This window comes from Pseudomonas campi (assembly GCF_013200955.2).
GTDB classification, from domain to species: domain Bacteria; phylum Pseudomonadota; class Gammaproteobacteria; order Pseudomonadales; family Pseudomonadaceae; genus Aquipseudomonas; species Aquipseudomonas campi.
In genome coordinates this window covers 3,826,896-3,842,069 of the sequence record NZ_CP053697.2, presented here as the reverse complement: position 1 = coordinate 3,842,069, position 15,174 = coordinate 3,826,896, and the positions used below count along the sequence as shown (strand labels likewise).

Sequence of the window (15,174 nt, the reverse complement as noted above, 5' to 3'; positions counted from 1 at the left end):
GCGGCTCGGGGTTGCACGGCCCGGGTGAATGGAAGCTATCGAGATCAAGAGATGAACAAGGTTTTATTCTTCGCCCTGGCCAAGCATCAACGCCTGTATTTCCAGCGCCTGCTCGATGAAACGGCGCTTGAGGGCAAGGTGGTGGTTCCCGCCCAGATGCCTTGGCCAAGGCTTTGGCAATTGCCGCAGGTGGTCAAGCGTATCAATTGGCCGCAGCTGATCGAGGAGAAGTGCCACGAGCGGCGGGTCAAACGCAAGTACGAGGGCGGGCTGTACAAGCTGTTGCTGCGTCTGGAACTGGCCTGGGTGGCTCTGCGCGTGCAGGCTTTGCTGCTGCGCGAACAGCCCGTCAATGTGGCGATGTGGAACGGCTCGCACCGCTATTGTCAGCTGCTGTTGGCGCTGCTGCCGCAGGACTGCCAGACGTTCTTCTTCGAGAACGGCCTGCTGCCGAACACCACGACACTGGATACCAAGGGCGTCAACTACCGCAACTCGGTGCCGCGCGATGCCGCTTTCTTCCGCGACTACCAGGCGCCGGAGGGAGGGGCCAGTGCAGAGCTGGCGCTGGTGCCGCGCAAACCGCGCAATACCGGGCTGCCGGTGATCGAGCTGCCCGAGCGCTTCGTCTTTATCCCGTTCCAGGATGATCGCGACACCCAGGTGCGGCTGTTCTCCCCCTGGGTCGCGGACATGCGTCAGCTGTTTGCCCTGGGTGAGCGCCTGGCGGCCGAGACCGGCATGACTGTGGTGTTCAAGGAGCACCCGGCCAGCCGCGAGTCGTATCCGGAGCTGCATGCGCGCAGCAATGAGCGGCTGCTGTTCGCCAATGGCAACAATACTCAGGCGCTGATCCAGGCGAGCCAGTTCGTCATCACGCTGAACTCGACTGTGGGGCTGGAAAGCATCCTGCTCGGCAAGCCGGTGCTGACCCTCGGGCAGGCGTTTTTCAATATTCCGGGCCTGGTCGCCCATGCGGACTCCACGGGCGAGCTGATTGCACAGGCGCGTGCATTCCCCGACTGGTCGTTGGATGAGCGCATCCGCGAGAACTTCCTGCGCTACATGGCCGCCGAATACTGTGTCGAAGGTGGTTGGTTGGATGCCGATGTGGCGCAATTGCAGCGCGTGGCGAGTCGAATGCAAAGGTTGGGGCGATAACGTGCGATTGAGTGAATGGTTGTCGCCGCAGTTGTTGTCGCGCTGGGCTGCGCTGGGTTTGCTGGTGCTGCTGTGTGGCGCATGGGTGTTGCCAAGCAGCAAGCTTTATCATCAAGCCCTGATTTTCCTGTTGTGGCTGCCCGCACTGTTGGCCTTGTTCCTGTGCGATTTTCGCAAGCTGCTGAAACAGCCAGAGACGGTGCTGTTTATTGCCCTGTCTGTCTGGGTCATGGTCGTGCTGGGGGTGAAGGGGGCGCAGGATCCGCTGGGTGAAGCCAAGCGGCCGGTGTATGTCCTGCTTTCCCTACTCGGGGTGTTATTGGCTTCCAGGGGGCAGTGGTCTATCGAGGCGCTCCTGCGCCCTGCGGCTCTGCTCGGTGGTTTATTCGCACTGGCTTCCGTGCTGTATTTTCAGTTTTTCTCCCCGCATCCGGCGGGCTCGCGGCTGATTGCCATCGGCCTGTGGGATAAGGCAATCCTGGCCGCCCATGCGATTGGTGCACTGGCGGTCATTGGGGTCTTTCTCGGTCAGAAGCCGCGAAGTTTCCTCTGGTTGACGCTTTGTGCGGTAAGCGCGCTCGGCTATCTGACGTTCCTGGCTCTTAACCAGACGCGTGGTGTCTGGCTGGCATTGTTCATGGTGCCGCTGGCTATGGCTTTTGCCCGACCGACCCGCTACGGCGTGCTCGCGGCAGTAGCGGTAATTCTGCTCGGCGTGCTGGCTGCTCTTCTGATCCCCGAAGTCTTGATGCAGCGAGGCCTGTCCTACCGACCGGAGTTGTTGGCGGGAGGTATGCGTCATCTGCTGGAAAACTGGACGCTGGGATTTGGCTTCAATGCTTATGAAATCCTGGTGCCGAGCAGTGGGCAGGTGTTCAAACACCCGCACAATATGTACCTGGACTTGGCTATTCGCCTGGGCGTGCCCGGGCTATTGCTGTTCGCTCTGCTCTGGGGCTGTGTGGCCTGGCGCGCGTGGCAGAATAGGGCTGAGCCTTTGGGGCGGGCGTTACTGGCGCTGTGGGTGTTCTCCAGTATTGCCCTGCAAACGGATGGCATCGGTCTGTGGCTCAAGCCTAATGCCGACTGGCTGATTACCTGGCTACCCGTTGCGCTGAGCATGGTTCTCGCGGCAAGACAGTCGGCAAATGGCGGTATGAGTCCGCAAGCCTCAAGGGAAACATAGAGAAATGACTGGGGTAGGAAGCGGGACGCCGCTCAGGTCCTTTGCAAGCTTGCGTGGCTCCTGTCAGGGCGCACTGTTCATCATCGCGTCGGGGCCTTCGGTCAAAGACTTCCCAATGCAGCGCTATGCCAGTTATCCCATGCTGGCCATGAACGGCTCGATCAGCTGCTTCGCCGAGGCAGGGATTGCTCCGTATTTTTATCTCTGCGATGACAGCAGCTTCGTGCGCAATCGTTTACCGCTGCTGCTGCAGGCCACCGAGCTGGCAGCGAATCTGGCCCTGAGTCCGCGCGTTATCGAGAGTTTGCTGGAGCGTGAGCCGCACGCGCTGGACGGCCGCTCGGTATATGACTTTGAGCGAGTCAATCGTCCACCGGAAGGGGGCGAGGCGATGGGCGATCGGGCGTTTGCTCGCATGGCGCGACGTGATGCGGATTACGAGTGCAATTTTTCCTGGTTCCGCCAGAAGCCGAACCGCATTGGCTTCAGTCGTAACCTGGAGAAGGGTTATTTCAGTAGCAGGACCATACCCTACGCCGGCATCCAGATGGCCTATCACCTGGGGTTCAGCCAGGTTTTCGTGGTCGGCATGGACCTGGATTCCAGCAAGGGGCGCTTCTACGAGCAGGGCGGTGATGCTGTGCGCAGTCGCATTGATGGTGACTACGACGATTACATCCTGCCGTGCTTCGAATTGATGGCTGAGCGGGTGATCAAGCCGGACTTCCAAGTCTACAACCTGTCACTGCACAGCCGCCTGCCCGCGCAACTGGTACCCAAGCTCGGCCTGGATCAACTGGATCGCTTGCTAGCCAGCTCGTAGGCTGCCAACAGCTCGTTCCAGGGAAACAGTGGCACCTTGCGCCGCTGCAGGTAGCTATGCAGGTGACGGAAGTTGCGCCGAACCAGCATTCTTCCTAGCGGGCGTCCCTTGAAGCGCAGGTCGAGGAAATCGATAAGGCCGAAACCGCCATCCGGGGTGTGCAGGATGTTGCCCAAGTGCAGGGAGCGAAAATAGATACCGCGTTGATGCAGGCCATGAATATAGCCCGCCAGTTGCGGGAGCAAAGCGTCGAACTGGGGGCGTGAGTCACGAAACAGCTTGTCCAGTGGCTGACCTTCCAGCGGCTGGTAAATGCACGCACTGATCGCTTTCTTGCGCTCGATCCAGCCGAGTTCGAGTACCTGCGGGGTTTGGATGCCCAGGCTCTGCAGGCGGCTGGCATGTTCGCTGAAGCGGCTGGCGTCCGGGCGCAACCTGGCTATGAGCGGATGGCGGCGGCTGCGGAATATTTTCAGAATCCTGCCATCGGCAAGCCGCACGACCTTCACGCCGTGGCTGTCTTTTTCCAGCACCTCGCCTTGGCTCAACCAATCTTGCAATTCGTTCGCTGTTACAATCCGCATCTTGTCTCTCTAGTCGTCGTACGAGGCGTGCCGAATGGCCAATTCTAACCAGCAATCCGGTCTCAAGGTTTACTTGCGGTTGCTGAAATATGTCCTGCCCTATTCCGGGCTATTCGCGATCAGCCTGCTGGGCTTCCTGATTTTTGCATCAACCCAGCCGATGTTCGGCTACATCCTGAAGTACTTTGTCGATGGCCTGGCCAATCCGGATGCCAGCTTTTTTGCGGCCGTGCCGTATTTGCAGGACGTGCCGTTTCTCGTCGAGCTGAGACTGGTGCAGGTCGTGCCGCTGCTGATCGTGCTGATCGCCTTGTGGCAGGGTGTTGGCTCCTTTCTCGGTAACTACTTTCTGGCGCGGGTTTCGCTGGGGCTGGTGCATGATTTGCGCGTCGCCCTGTTCAACAATCTCCTGACCTTGCCGAACCGCTACCTCGACAACCACAACTCCGGCCACCTGATTTCACGTATCACCTACAACGTCACCATGGTCACCGGGGCCGCTACGGATGCGATCAAGGTAGTGGTGCGCGAAGGCATGACGGTGATCTTTCTCTTCGCGGCTCTGCTATGGATGAACTGGAAGCTGACCCTGGTTATGCTGGCAATTCTTCCGGTGATTGGACTTATGGTCACCAGTGCCAGCCGCAAGTTTCGCAAGCAAAGCAAGCAAATCCAGGTCGCCATGGGCGATGTCACTCATGTTGCCTCCGAAACCATTCAGGGCTATCGCGTGGTGCGCAGCTTTGGTGGTGAGGAGTACGAGCAGGCGCGGTTTCTGACGGTTACCGATGGTAATCGGCGCAAGCAACTGCGCATGGTCAAGACGGGCGCCGTCTATACCCCCATGCTGCAGCTGGTGATCTACAGCGCCATGGCGGTGCTGATGTTTCTGGTTCTGTATATGCGCGGTGATGCCTCGGCCGGCGACCTGATTGCCTATATTACCTTGGCCGGTTTGCTGCCCAAGCCGATTCGCCAGCTGTCTGAAGTGAGTTCCACCATCCAGCGCGGGGTGGCGGGTGCCGAGAGCATCTTCGAACAGCTCGACGAAGAGCAGGAGGTTGATCGGGGTACCGAGCAGCGCGAGCGGGTCAGTGGACGTCTCGAGGTGCGGGATCTGACCTTCCAGTACCCGGGGGCCGAGAAAGCAGTACTGAACAACATCTCTTTCGTTGTCGAGCCCGGGCAAATGGTGGCACTGGTAGGGCGCTCCGGTAGCGGCAAGTCGACCCTGGCCAGCCTGATTCCGCGTTTCTACCACCACGAACACGGGCAGATCCTGCTGGATGACCTGGATGTCGAGCAATACGTCTTGCGCAACCTGCGCCGGCATATCGCCCTGGTAACCCAGCACGTCACCCTGTTCAACGACACGGTGGCTAGCAATATCGCCTATGGCGATCTCGCCGGGGCGCCGCTGGAGGAAGTGCGCAAGGCTGCCGAGGCCGCCTTCGCTGCTGAGTTCATCGAGAAGTTGCCGCAGGGCTACGACACACTCGTTGGCGAGAACGGTGTGCTGCTCTCGGGCGGTCAGCGCCAGCGCCTGGCGATTGCCCGTGCGCTATTGAAGAATGCGCCGCTGCTGATTCTCGATGAGGCCACCTCGGCGCTGGATACCGAGTCCGAGCGGCATATCCAGGGCGCGCTGGATGAAGTGATGAAGGGGCGTACGACCCTGGTGATCGCTCATCGTCTGAGTACCATCGAGAAGGCCGATCTGATCCTGGTGATGGATCAGGGGCAGATCGTCGAGCGCGGGACGCATGCGCAGCTGCTGGCCATGAATGGCTACTATGCCCGCCTGCATGCCCGGCACTTCGAGGAGCCGGGAGAGCTAGCTGTCGAACAGGACGTCTGACGCAATCGGGCAACCCTGCAGTGCGCCATGTGGTGGGTTGTCACATGGCGCGCTGATATCGACTCGCGTGATCCAGTAACCACAGTCATTGCGCGTAATTCGCCTCTGGTCGGGTCGCTTCTGTCCACATGTTATGATCGCCGGCGATTTCGCCGCTCCGGAGTACCCCCATGAAGTTGTCCATGCCCCGTTACGATCAAGCCACCGTTCTGGTGGTGGGCGATGTCATGCTCGACCGTTACTGGCACGGTGGCACTTCGCGGATTTCCCCGGAGGCGCCGGTGCCGGTGGTCAAGGTCGAGCAGATCGAGGACCGTCCGGGCGGTGCCGCCAACGTTGCGCTGAACATCGCCGCTCTCGGCGCGCCGGCGCTGCTGGTCGGTGTTACCGGGCGCGACGAAGCGGCCCACAGCCTGACCGACAGCCTGCATGCCGCTGGCGTACAGGCGCACTTCCAGCGTATCGACGAGCAGCCGACCATCGTCAAGCTGCGCGTCATGAGCCGTCACCAGCAGCTGTTGCGCATGGACTTCGAAGAGCCGTTCAACACCGACGCCGAGGCCCTGGCTGCCGAAGTCGATGCCCTGCTCGACGGGGTCAAGGTGCTGGTGCTGTCGGACTACGGTAAAGGTGCGCTGAAGAATCATCAGGCCCTGGTGCAACTGGCGCGTGGCAAGGGTATTCCGGTGCTGGCCGATCCCAAGGGCAAGGATTTCTCGATTTATCGCGGCGCCAGCCTGATCACCCCCAATCTCAGCGAGTTCGAGGCCATCGTCGGTCATTGTGCCGATGAGGCCGAGCTGGTCAGTCGCGGCGCCAAGCTGATGCTGGAACTGGAGCTGGGCGCCTTGCTGGTGACCCGTGGCGAGCACGGCATGACCTTGCTGCGACCGGATCATGGGCCGTTGCACCTGCCGGCGCGCGCGCGCGAAGTGTTCGATGTGACCGGTGCCGGCGACACGGTAATCTCCACCCTGGCTGCCAGCCTGGCGGCCGGCGAGGAGCTGCCGCATGCGGTGGCGCTGGCCAACCTGGCCGCTGGCATCGTGGTGGGCAAGCTGGGTACGGCGGCTATCAGTGCTCCCGAACTGCGCCGAGCCGTGCAGCGCGAGCAGGGTTCCGAGCGCGGCGTGGTCAGTCTCGAACAGCTGCTGGTGGTGATCGAGGATGCGCGCGCCCATGGCGAGAAGATCGTCTTCACCAATGGCTGCTTCGACATCCTGCATGCCGGTCACGTGACCTACCTGGAACAGGCCCGTGCCCAGGGCGATCGCCTGGTGCTGGCGGTCAACGACGACGCCTCGGTCAGCCGCCTGAAAGGCCCAGGTCGGCCGATCAATGCGGTGGACCGGCGCATGGCCGTGCTGGCCGGCCTCGGTGCCGTGGACTGGGTGGTCAGCTTCAGTGAGGACACCCCGGAAAACCTGCTGCGTGCGGTCAAGCCGGACATCCTGGTCAAGGGTGGCGACTACGGCATCGAAGGCGTGGTCGGTGCCGATATCGTGCGTGCCTATGGTGGTGAGGTGCGGGTGCTGGGGCTGGTGGAAAACAGCTCGACCACCGCTATCGTCGAAAAAATCCGCAGCAGGTAAGGCTCGCTCCTACCGCGTTAGCCGGCCAGGCGGCCGGCTTCCTGTTCTTCCTGCGCCAGGCGTGCCAGCCAGTCCTTCCAGCGGATGCGCTCATCGCGCACCAGCCAGCCATCCTGTTCGGCAAAACTTTCCGATAGCCACAGGCCTCGGCAGCTTGCTGGCTGCAGCTGGCCCCGGCGCAGGGTGAACAGCTCGCCACTGGGGCGGCCCTGCCGCAGCGGCAGCAGGTACAGGTCGGGGCGACGCCGTTCCAGGCGGGCAATCAGCTGGCCGTCTTCCAGGCATTCGTCGACATGGAACAGGCTCGGCAGGCGGCAGTCCTTGGGTAGCTCCAGGCGCATGTCATAGACCAGCTGCAGCGATGCGGTGGGCAAGTGCACGTAGGCCTGCGGGCGCTCGAGCAGTGTCAGGTTGCCGCACTGTATCGGGCAGGCCGCGCCGGACAGCGGGCTGAGGCGGAAGTGGCAGGTCTCGCGGTAACGCAGCGGCTGGTACGGCGTGGGCAGCCAGGTATCACCGAAGCGCCCGCCCAGCCAGCCGTCGGCGGTCTCGATCAGGCACTCCTCGGCGACTTCCTGGATAGCGGTGAGCAGCGGCAGGTTCAGTTCGTGGGCCGGCACATACCCGGAGATCAGCTTGAGCACCACGTCGCCGCGGTCCGGGCGCCGCTGGCGTACCAGCAGCCAGTAGTCGCGGCCTTGCCAGTTGAGGGTCAAACGCACCGAGACGCCGAGGTTGGCCAGTTCGGTGGCGAACTGTTGGCTCTCGGCCACGGCTATCGGGCGACGGCGTTCCTGCATCTGTGCAAAGTTCAGCGGCAGGCCTTGGCTGCGGTAGTACAGGCCCTCTGCAGTGGCCTCGACATACAGCGGCAGGGTCTTGAAGGTGCTCGGGTCTTTGCAGGCGAGTTGTCTGGGCATGTGGGCTCCTGCGTGCTGCGCTTCGGCTCGATCCATGATCTTCCTCCGCACCTGCCGCCTGGGCGGGGCTTGTGGTGCGCGCGGCGCACCCTACGAGGTCTTGAACGCAGCGATCTATCGGAGCGGTGCAGTGTAGTCGCGGATCACGACGGCGGCGGTGGCGACGTTGGCCGCCAGGTGCTGCGGGTTGATGGTGCCGACGATGGCGCTGCTCACCCCGGGATGGCCGAACAGCAGCTCGAAGCTGGCACGCACCGGATCCTGCCCGGCGGCCAGGCAGACATGGCCGCTGGCCAGGGCTTTCTTGATCAGGATGCCCTTGCCATGGGCGGCGGCATGGTCGAGCACCGGCTTCTCGGTCTGTTCGGCGAGGTTGTAGGTGACCATCGCGCAGTCGCCCTGTTCGAGGGCCAGCAGGCCGCCTTCGACCGTCTTGCCGGACAGGCCGAAGGCGCGGATCTTGCCCTCGCGCTTGAGGTCGGCGAGGGTCTGGTAGATGCCACTGTCACGCAGGATGGCCACGTCATTGCCGTCCGAGTGCACCAGCAGCAGGTCGATGCAGTCGGTCTGCAGGCGCTGCAGGCTGCGCTCGACGGAGAAGCGCGCATGGGCCGGGCTGAAGTCGTAGTGGGACTGGCCGTTGTCGAATTCCTCGCCGACCTTGCTGACGATCAGCCAGTCCTGGCGTTGGCCGCGCAGCAGCGGGCCGAGGCGTTGCTCGCTGACGCCGTAGGCCGGTGCCGTGTCGATCAGGTTGATACCCAGGTCGCGGGCCTGGGCCAGCAGATTGCGCGCGGCCGCGTCATCGGGAATGGTGAAGCCGTTGGGGTACTTCACGCCCTGGTCGCGGCCGAGCTTGACCGTGCCCAGTCCCAGCGGCGAGACAAGCAGGCCGGTGCTGCCCAGCGGGCGATGCAGGTCGTGCAGGCTCATGGCAGCAGCTCCTCCCACACCGGACGGGCGACTGCCGGGCGCGGCAGTTCGGGCAGGGTAGGTGGCTGGCTGGGCTGGATGCCATCGCGCTCTAGGGCGGCCAGCACGCGGTCGCTGAAGTCCGGCGAGAGCGCCAGCTTGGTTGGCCAGCCGACCAGCAGCTTGCCCTGGTCGGCAAGGAAGGCGTTGTCCGGGCGCACCAGGCCGGATTGTGCCGGCTCGGCGCGGTCCACGCGCAGGGTAGCCCAGCGCGCACTGGAGAGGTCGACCCAGGGCAGCAGGTCGCCCAGTTCCTGCTGCGCCGCCTTGATCTGCGCGGCCTCGTCGCGGGCCACGCCAGCGGCTTCGGCGATATCGCCACCGAGGTACCAGACCCACTGGCCGTCGGCGGCCGGGTGAGTGGTCACGGTGACGCGCGGCTTCGGCCCGCCACCGAGGCAGTGGGCGTACAGCGGCTTCAGGCTCGGTCCCTTGACCAGCACCATATGCAGCGGGCGCAGCTGCTGGGTCGGCTGGCTGATGCCGAGGCTGGCGAGCAGGGCGGCATTGCCAGCGCCTGCGCTGAGCACCACGCGCTGGGCGCGGATCTCGCGGCCATCGACCCGCAGGCCGGCCAGTTGGTTGTTGTCGTGCAGCGGGGCGATCTCATGGCCGGCCAGCAGGCTGTCGCCGGCGAGCGTGGCCAGGCGGCTGATCAGGCTGGGCACGTCGAGCACCAGCTCGGCCAGGCGATAGACCTTGCCCTTGAATTTCGGGTGTTGCAGCGCGGGCGGCAGCTGCTCGCCCTTGACCTGATCGACCCGGCCACGCACCGCCTTGCTGGCGAAGAAACTGGTCAGGTTGCCGGCCAGGCTGCCCGGCGACCACAGGTAATGCGCTTCGGACAGCTGGCGTACGCCGGTCAGGTCCAGCTCGCCGTTGCCGGCCAGGGCATCGCGCCAGCGCCGCGGCATGTCGGCGATGGCTTCCGAGGCGCCGGTGAGGGCGCCGTGCAGGGCGTACTTGGCGCCGCCGTGGATGATGCCCTGGGATTTGACGCTCTGCCCGCCGCCGAGGCTGGCGTTTTCCACCAGCAGGGTGGAGTAGCCCAGCTGGCGCAGGCGGGCATTCAGCCAGAGGCCGGCGATACCGCCGCCGACGATCAGAACGTCAGTGCTCAGAGCTTGGGACATGCGCGCGCCTCGAAGGAAAACCGGCGCGCAGTATACCGCGAGCGGATTATATCGCTCGCCCGGTCAGTGGCCGATGGTGTTGGAGAACAGCTGGATCACCACCACGCCGGCGACGATCAGACCCATGCCGAGCATGGCCGGCAGATCCAGGCGCTGCTGATAGAGAAAGGTCGCGGCGATGCTCACCAGTACGATGCCCAGGCCCGCCCAGACCGCATAAGCCACGCCGACCGGGATGGTCTTCACCACCAGGCTGAGCATCCAGAAGGAGATCGCGTAGCCGACCACCACCAGCAGCAGTGGCAGCGGTTTGTTGAAACCGTCGAGCGCCTTCATCGAGGTGGTGGCGATCACTTCGGCGGTGATGGCGACGGCAAGGTAGAGATAGCCGGTCATGAGAGCCTCCTGTTGAGCTGCCGACCATTCTAGGGATCTGCCTGATGGGATAAAGTGATTACCTATCTGCTTTGGAGATGGCTATGCAGTGGAACCTAGAGCAGATCCGCCTGTTCGTCAGCGTCGCCGAGGGCCAGTCCTTTTCTGCGGTGGCGCGGCGCCTGCAGCGTGCGCAGTCGGCGGTGAGCAACGCCATCGCCATGCTGGAGACCGACCTGGGCGTATTGCTGTTCGAGCGCAGCAGCGGTCGCCAGCCACGACTGACCGCGGCGGGCTTGTCGTTGCTGGAAGAGGTGCGCGAAGTGCTGCGCCAGTGCGAGCGCCTCGAGGGGCGTGCGCTGGGCCTGGTGCGCGGTGAGGAAGTACGCCTGCGCCTGGCCCAGGATGAGGCCATGCCCTATCAGCCGGTGCTGGACAGCCTCGAGGCCCTGGCCAAGGCCTTCCCCTTGCTGGAGGTGCAGCTGGCCAGCGGCGCCCAGGGCGAGGTGGCGCGCAAGCTGCTGGAGCGCCGCGCAGATCTCGGCCTGCTGTTCCACCATGAGCAGATGCCTGACGCCCTGGAGCGTCAGCGCCTGGGCACCATCGAAATGGTCACCGTGTGCGGGGCTGGGCATCCGCTGGCCACGGCCGGGCCGGTCGACCGCCGCGAGCTGGCCCGCCATCGGCAATTGCTGATGGCGCCGCAGGACAGCCACTACCCCGGTGGCGAGCAGCTCAGCCCGGCGGTCTGGCGCACCGACAGCTTCTACGCCATGGCCGAGCTGCTGATGCGTAACCTCGGCTGGGCCTGGTTGCCGCGGCATGTGGTGCAGTATCCGACCTACCAGAATCAGCTGGTCGAGCTGAACTGTGACTGGACGCCGCCACCGCTGGTGGTGGAGCTGGTCTGCCGCCGCGATGAGGCGCTGGGGCCGGCGGCGCGGTGGCTGGCGGCCGCCTTTGCCCAGCACCTGCAGGCGCTGGGCTGATTTGCTTTAGAGCCTGTTCACAATCTCCTGACTGTCGGCCATACCGCGTTAAAAATGACCTCGGAAAGCCGCATGCGGCTAACGCGCTTCAGCGCGACCCAGAGGGCGACTGAAACGAGTCATGCTCATTTACAGCTCGTAAACTCCGCTCCCTCGGTCATTTTTGCCTTGTCTGGCTCTAATTCAAGAGGTCGTGAACAGGCTCTTGGCCGCTCTGCTAAGCTGCGCGCCCATGAATAGAGCCCTGTACAGCCTGTTGTTTCATCTGCTCCTGCCGATTATTGCCGGGCGCCTGGCCTGGCGTGCCTGGCGCGCGCCCGCCTATGGTCGGCGTATCGGCGAACGCTTCGCGCTGGGCCTGCCAGCCATGCGCCCGGGCGGCATCTGGGTGCATGCGGTGTCGCTGGGTGAGAGCATCGCTGCCGCCCCGCTGATCCGCGAGCTGCTGGCGCGCTACCCCGAATTGCCGATCACTGTCACCAGCATGACGCCGACCGGTTCGGAGCGGATCCAGGCCCTGTTCGGCGATCGCATCCAGCATTGCTATCTGCCCTATGACCTGCCCTGGGCCTGTGCGCGTTTCTACCGCCAGGTGCAGCCGCGCCTGGCGCTGATCATGGAAACCGAGCTGTGGCCCAACCATATCCACCAGTGCGCCAAGCACGGTGTGCCGGTGGTGCTGGCCAATGCGCGCCTCTCGGAGCGCTCGGCGCGCGGCTATGCCCGCTTCGCCAGGCTGACCGCGCCGATGCTCGCCGAGCTGAGCCTGATCGCCGTGCAGACCGAGGCCGAGGCCGAGCGCTTTCGCCGGCTCGGTGCGCGCCCCGGCTGTGTCGAGGTGACCGGCTCGATCAAGTTCGATCTGAGCGTGGATGCCGCCTTGCAGGTGCGTGCCAGCCAGCTGCGTGACCAGTGGGGCGCTGCGCAGCGCCCGCTGTGGATCGCCGCCAGCACCCATGCCGGCGAGGACGAGATCATTCTCGCCGCCCATCGTCAGTTGCTTGAGCAGTTCCCGCAGGCGCTGCTGATCCTGGTGCCGCGCCATCCGGAGCGTTTCGCCGGTGTCTTCGAACTGTGCAAACGGGAGGGATTTTCCACTGTTCGCCGTTCCCTAGACGAAACTGTGACGGCGGATACCCAGGTGTTGCTCGGCGATACCCTGGGCGAACTACTGTTTCTCTACGCTCTGGCCGACCTGGCTTTCGTCGGCGGCAGCCTGGTGCCGAACGGTGGGCATAACCTGCTGGAGCCGGCAGCGCTGGGCAAGCCGCTGCTGAGCGGGCCGCACCTGTTCAACTTCCTCGAGATCGCCGCGCAGTTGCGCAGCGCCGGTGACTTGCTGGAGGTGCAGGATGCCGCTGAGCTGCAGGCGCAGTTGCAGCAGCTGTTCGCCGAACCGCAGCAGGCGGCGCAGAGGGCGGCTGCAGGGCAGGCTGTGTTGCGCGCCAATCAGGGCGCCCTGGTGCGCCTGCTCGCCGGGCTAGCGCGCCTGTTGCCGCGAGCGTAGTGCCAGCAGCGCGCGCAGCAGCACCCCGCCAAGCGCGACCAGCAGGCACGGCAGCCACACCCAGCGCGCCTCGGAGGCCAGTACGGCGAGGCCGCGCTGGCTGAAGAAGCCGTTGATGAAGGGCGAGACTTCGATCGGCCGCCACGGCAGGAAGAAGCGCTGTTCACTCCATGGCCACAGCCAGGCCACGCCGAGGCCGCCATCGGTGGCAGCATCCAGCAGGCTGTGCGAGGCGGTCGCCAGGGCTATCAAGATAAAGGCCTTGAGCGGGCCGCAGCCGAGCAGGCGGCAAGCGAGGGCGGCGAGTATTCCGCTCAGGCCGGCGAATAACAGCGAATGGCTGAAGCCGCGATGGCCGAAGGCGTCGGCATAGGCGATGCCCAGCTTGAAGGCCAGCACATCGGCGTCCGGCAGCAGGGTGAACAGCAGACCGGCCAGCAGCAGACGCGGTGGAATAATCCGCGGGCCGAGGGCCAGGCCCACTGCCAGCAGCGGCAGCGGGTGGCTGATCAGGGTGGTCACGGCTGCGAGCGATGCTCGTGCATGCGCGCCAGCTGGCGTTCCAGCAGCGCCGGGTACGGCTCCAGCAGGCGCTCGACGCAGCTGGCGCCTTCCGGGCTGGCAATCGGCCGGATACGCGCACGCTGACGTACCAGCGGCTCATTGGCGATCGCCCGTTGCACCAGCAGCAGGTTGCGGCTGTGCTGCGACAGAGCCAGGGCATCCTGCGCCGCTTCGCTGAGCAGCAGTTCAGTCTGGCTGGGGGGGATTTGCTGATCGGTGCAGGTCAGGCCCAGTTGCAGTTGCAGGGTGATGCCGCTGTCGGCCACCTCGATCTGCAGGGCGTGACCGAGGGCGCGCAGCAGTTCACCGCAGCACAGGGCGTGGGTCAGGTAGTCCTCACCGCCGTATTCGCTGCTGAACAGCAACAGGCTGCTGCCATCGTTGAGTGTGTAGAGCCTGCCCTGGTACAGCGCCGCGGCCTGCTCCAGGCAGTCGCGATAACGTTGCAGCAGTTCCAGCAGGCGTGCCCGTGGCAGGTGGCGCAGCTGTTCCTGGGCCCCGAGCTGCACTGCCAGCACCGCGCTGAGTACCGGTTCGCTGGGCGCTGGTTCGGCATACACCACGGGTTCAGGTGTCGGCAGCGACTCGGGTTCATCGATTGGGCGCAAATCGGCAAAGGGGTCGTGCTCTGCCGGGCTGCTGCGCGGCAGGTCGTGGCCTTCTTCCAGGTAATCCTCGCCGCGTTCGTCGAAGTCCGGCTCACTCAGGTTGGGCATCTGGAATTCGTGGTCTTGCTCCGGTTCTTCGGCGTAGAACGCCTCGTCCTCGGCGAAGTCGTCAGCGGCGGGCGCCACTATCGACGGTTTTTCCGGTACCAGGCGGGCCTGCAGCTGGCGGGCCAGATCGCCGATCTCGTCCTGGCGACCGGCGCCGGGAGCCGGATCGTCCGGGTCGCGCAGCCACAGGCGCAGCTGCAGCAGCGGGGTGGAGATGTGCCGGCCGAGGCGCAGGCTCAGCGATATGGCCAGCGCCAGCAGGATCAGGCTGAGCAGGCCCATGCTCTGCAGGCTGATGGTCATCGGCTGCTGGAACTGCTGCATGTCCAGGCTGATGCGCAGTTGTCCGGCGATCACTTCCTGGAAGGTGATCGGCGTCGAGTAGAGACCTTCGGTATCGCCGAGCAGGCCCTGGGTCGGGCGCGAACCGGCCTCGGCGAGGATGCGATTGTCCACACTGTAGATGGCGGCGTGGGCCACCAGCGGGTTCTTCGCCAGGTTGCTGAGCAGCACGTTGAGGCTGAGGATGTCGTTGGACACCAGCAGCTCGGTGGCCGAGGCGGCCGTCTGCACGGTCAGGCTCTGGCCGAGGGCATCGGCCTGCTGCTGCATGGCCTGCTTGAACTGCATGCCCATGACCCAGGCGTAAATCACCAGCGCCAGGGCCACCAGCAGGATGCTGTGGCTGGCGATGCGCAGGGCCAGAGGCACGCGCCGCTGGCGCAGGGCGTGAAACAGCAGAAGGAAGAAGTTGTCGGGTTTAACCTGGGCAGGCCGATTCACAGGGCACGGCT

The 15,174-nt window shown here is 64.4% G+C and carries 14 protein-coding genes; 7 read left to right on the top strand and 7 right to left on the bottom strand.

The window, feature by feature from the left end:
* The first annotated feature begins 51 nt into the window (after window positions 1-51).
* The 3 genes from HNE05_RS17725 to HNE05_RS17715 all read left to right on the top strand — a co-directional run bounded on the left by HNE05_RS17725 (window position 52) and on the right by HNE05_RS17715 (window position 3,170).
* A complete protein-coding gene (locus tag HNE05_RS17725; protein WP_173209785.1) occupies window positions 52-1,161 on the top strand; it encodes a capsular polysaccharide export protein, LipB/KpsS family in 1,110 nt (369 codons plus the stop codon).
* Window positions 1,103-2,347 (top strand): O-antigen ligase family protein, encoded by a 1,245-nt coding sequence (locus HNE05_RS17720; protein ID WP_173209783.1) that lies wholly within the window; start codon window positions 1,103-1,105, stop codon window positions 2,345-2,347. Before HNE05_RS17725 ends, HNE05_RS17720 begins: the two co-directional genes overlap by 59 nt.
* Before the next feature lie 115 nt (window positions 2,348-2,462).
* Window positions 2,463-3,170, top strand: coding sequence for a lipopolysaccharide core biosynthesis protein (locus HNE05_RS17715; protein ID WP_173209781.1), 708 nt, complete (start codon window positions 2,463-2,465; stop codon window positions 3,168-3,170).
* Here HNE05_RS17715 and HNE05_RS17710 read toward each other — a convergent pair.
* Window positions 3,140-3,718, bottom strand: coding sequence for a BUD32 family EKC/KEOPS complex subunit (locus tag HNE05_RS17710; protein WP_338053194.1), 579 nt, complete (start codon window positions 3,716-3,718; stop codon window positions 3,140-3,142). The genes HNE05_RS17715 and HNE05_RS17710 overlap by 31 nt on opposite strands.
* 70 nt (window positions 3,719-3,788) lie before the next feature.
* Here HNE05_RS17710 and msbA point away from each other — a divergent pair, with 70 nt between their 5' ends.
* Window positions 3,789-5,612, top strand: a complete 1,824-nt coding sequence (msbA, locus tag HNE05_RS17705; RefSeq protein WP_173209776.1) for a lipid A export permease/ATP-binding protein MsbA — start codon at window positions 3,789-3,791, stop codon at window positions 5,610-5,612.
* Window positions 5,613-5,782: 170 nt separating this feature from the next.
* A complete protein-coding gene (gene hldE / locus HNE05_RS17700) occupies window positions 5,783-7,204 on the top strand; it encodes a bifunctional D-glycero-beta-D-manno-heptose-7-phosphate kinase/D-glycero-beta-D-manno-heptose 1-phosphate adenylyltransferase HldE (RefSeq protein WP_173209775.1) in 1,422 nt (473 codons plus the stop codon).
* A gap of 17 nt (window positions 7,205-7,221) precedes the next feature.
* Here the strand turns inward: hldE and HNE05_RS17695 are convergent, their stop codons facing one another.
* From HNE05_RS17695 to HNE05_RS17680, 4 genes are all read right to left on the bottom strand, one after another.
* Complete coding sequence (locus tag HNE05_RS17695; protein ID WP_173209773.1) at window positions 7,222-8,124, bottom strand: metal ABC transporter ATPase; 903 nt, start codon at window positions 8,122-8,124, stop codon at window positions 7,222-7,224.
* A gap of 114 nt (window positions 8,125-8,238) precedes the next feature.
* Window positions 8,239-9,057 carry an aldo/keto reductase gene (locus HNE05_RS17690; RefSeq protein WP_173209771.1) on the bottom strand — a complete coding sequence of 273 codons (819 nt, stop codon included), beginning with the start codon at window positions 9,055-9,057 and terminating at the stop codon, window positions 8,239-8,241.
* Window positions 9,054-10,229, bottom strand: coding sequence for an FAD-dependent oxidoreductase (locus HNE05_RS17685; RefSeq protein WP_173209769.1), 1,176 nt, complete (start codon window positions 10,227-10,229; stop codon window positions 9,054-9,056). Before HNE05_RS17685 ends, HNE05_RS17690 begins: the two co-directional genes overlap by 4 nt.
* A 63-nt stretch (window positions 10,230-10,292) precedes the next feature.
* On the bottom strand, window positions 10,293-10,625 hold the full coding sequence (locus HNE05_RS17680) for a DMT family transporter (RefSeq protein ID WP_173209767.1): 333 nt from the start codon (window positions 10,623-10,625) through the stop codon (window positions 10,293-10,295).
* 83 nt (window positions 10,626-10,708) lie between these two features.
* On the opposite strand from HNE05_RS17680, the gene HNE05_RS17675 reads away from it, so the two are divergent.
* On the top strand, window positions 10,709-11,593 hold the full coding sequence (locus HNE05_RS17675; RefSeq protein WP_173209765.1) for a LysR family transcriptional regulator: 885 nt from the start codon (window positions 10,709-10,711) through the stop codon (window positions 11,591-11,593).
* A gap of 232 nt (window positions 11,594-11,825) precedes the next feature.
* Window positions 11,826-13,100 (top strand): lipid IV(A) 3-deoxy-D-manno-octulosonic acid transferase, encoded by a 1,275-nt coding sequence (waaA, locus tag HNE05_RS17670; protein WP_173209763.1) that lies wholly within the window; start codon window positions 11,826-11,828, stop codon window positions 13,098-13,100.
* On the opposite strand, the gene HNE05_RS17665 is transcribed toward waaA, so the two are convergent.
* Both HNE05_RS17665 and HNE05_RS17660 read right to left on the bottom strand, forming a co-directional pair.
* Window positions 13,074-13,622 carry a metal-dependent hydrolase gene (locus tag HNE05_RS17665; protein WP_173209761.1) on the bottom strand — a complete coding sequence of 183 codons (549 nt, stop codon included), beginning with the start codon at window positions 13,620-13,622 and terminating at the stop codon, window positions 13,074-13,076. The genes waaA and HNE05_RS17665 overlap by 27 nt on opposite strands.
* A complete protein-coding gene (locus tag HNE05_RS17660) occupies window positions 13,619-15,163 on the bottom strand; it encodes an AhpA/YtjB family protein (protein ID WP_173209759.1) in 1,545 nt (514 codons plus the stop codon). Before HNE05_RS17660 ends, HNE05_RS17665 begins: the two co-directional genes overlap by 4 nt.
* Window positions 15,164-15,174 lie beyond the last annotated feature (11 nt).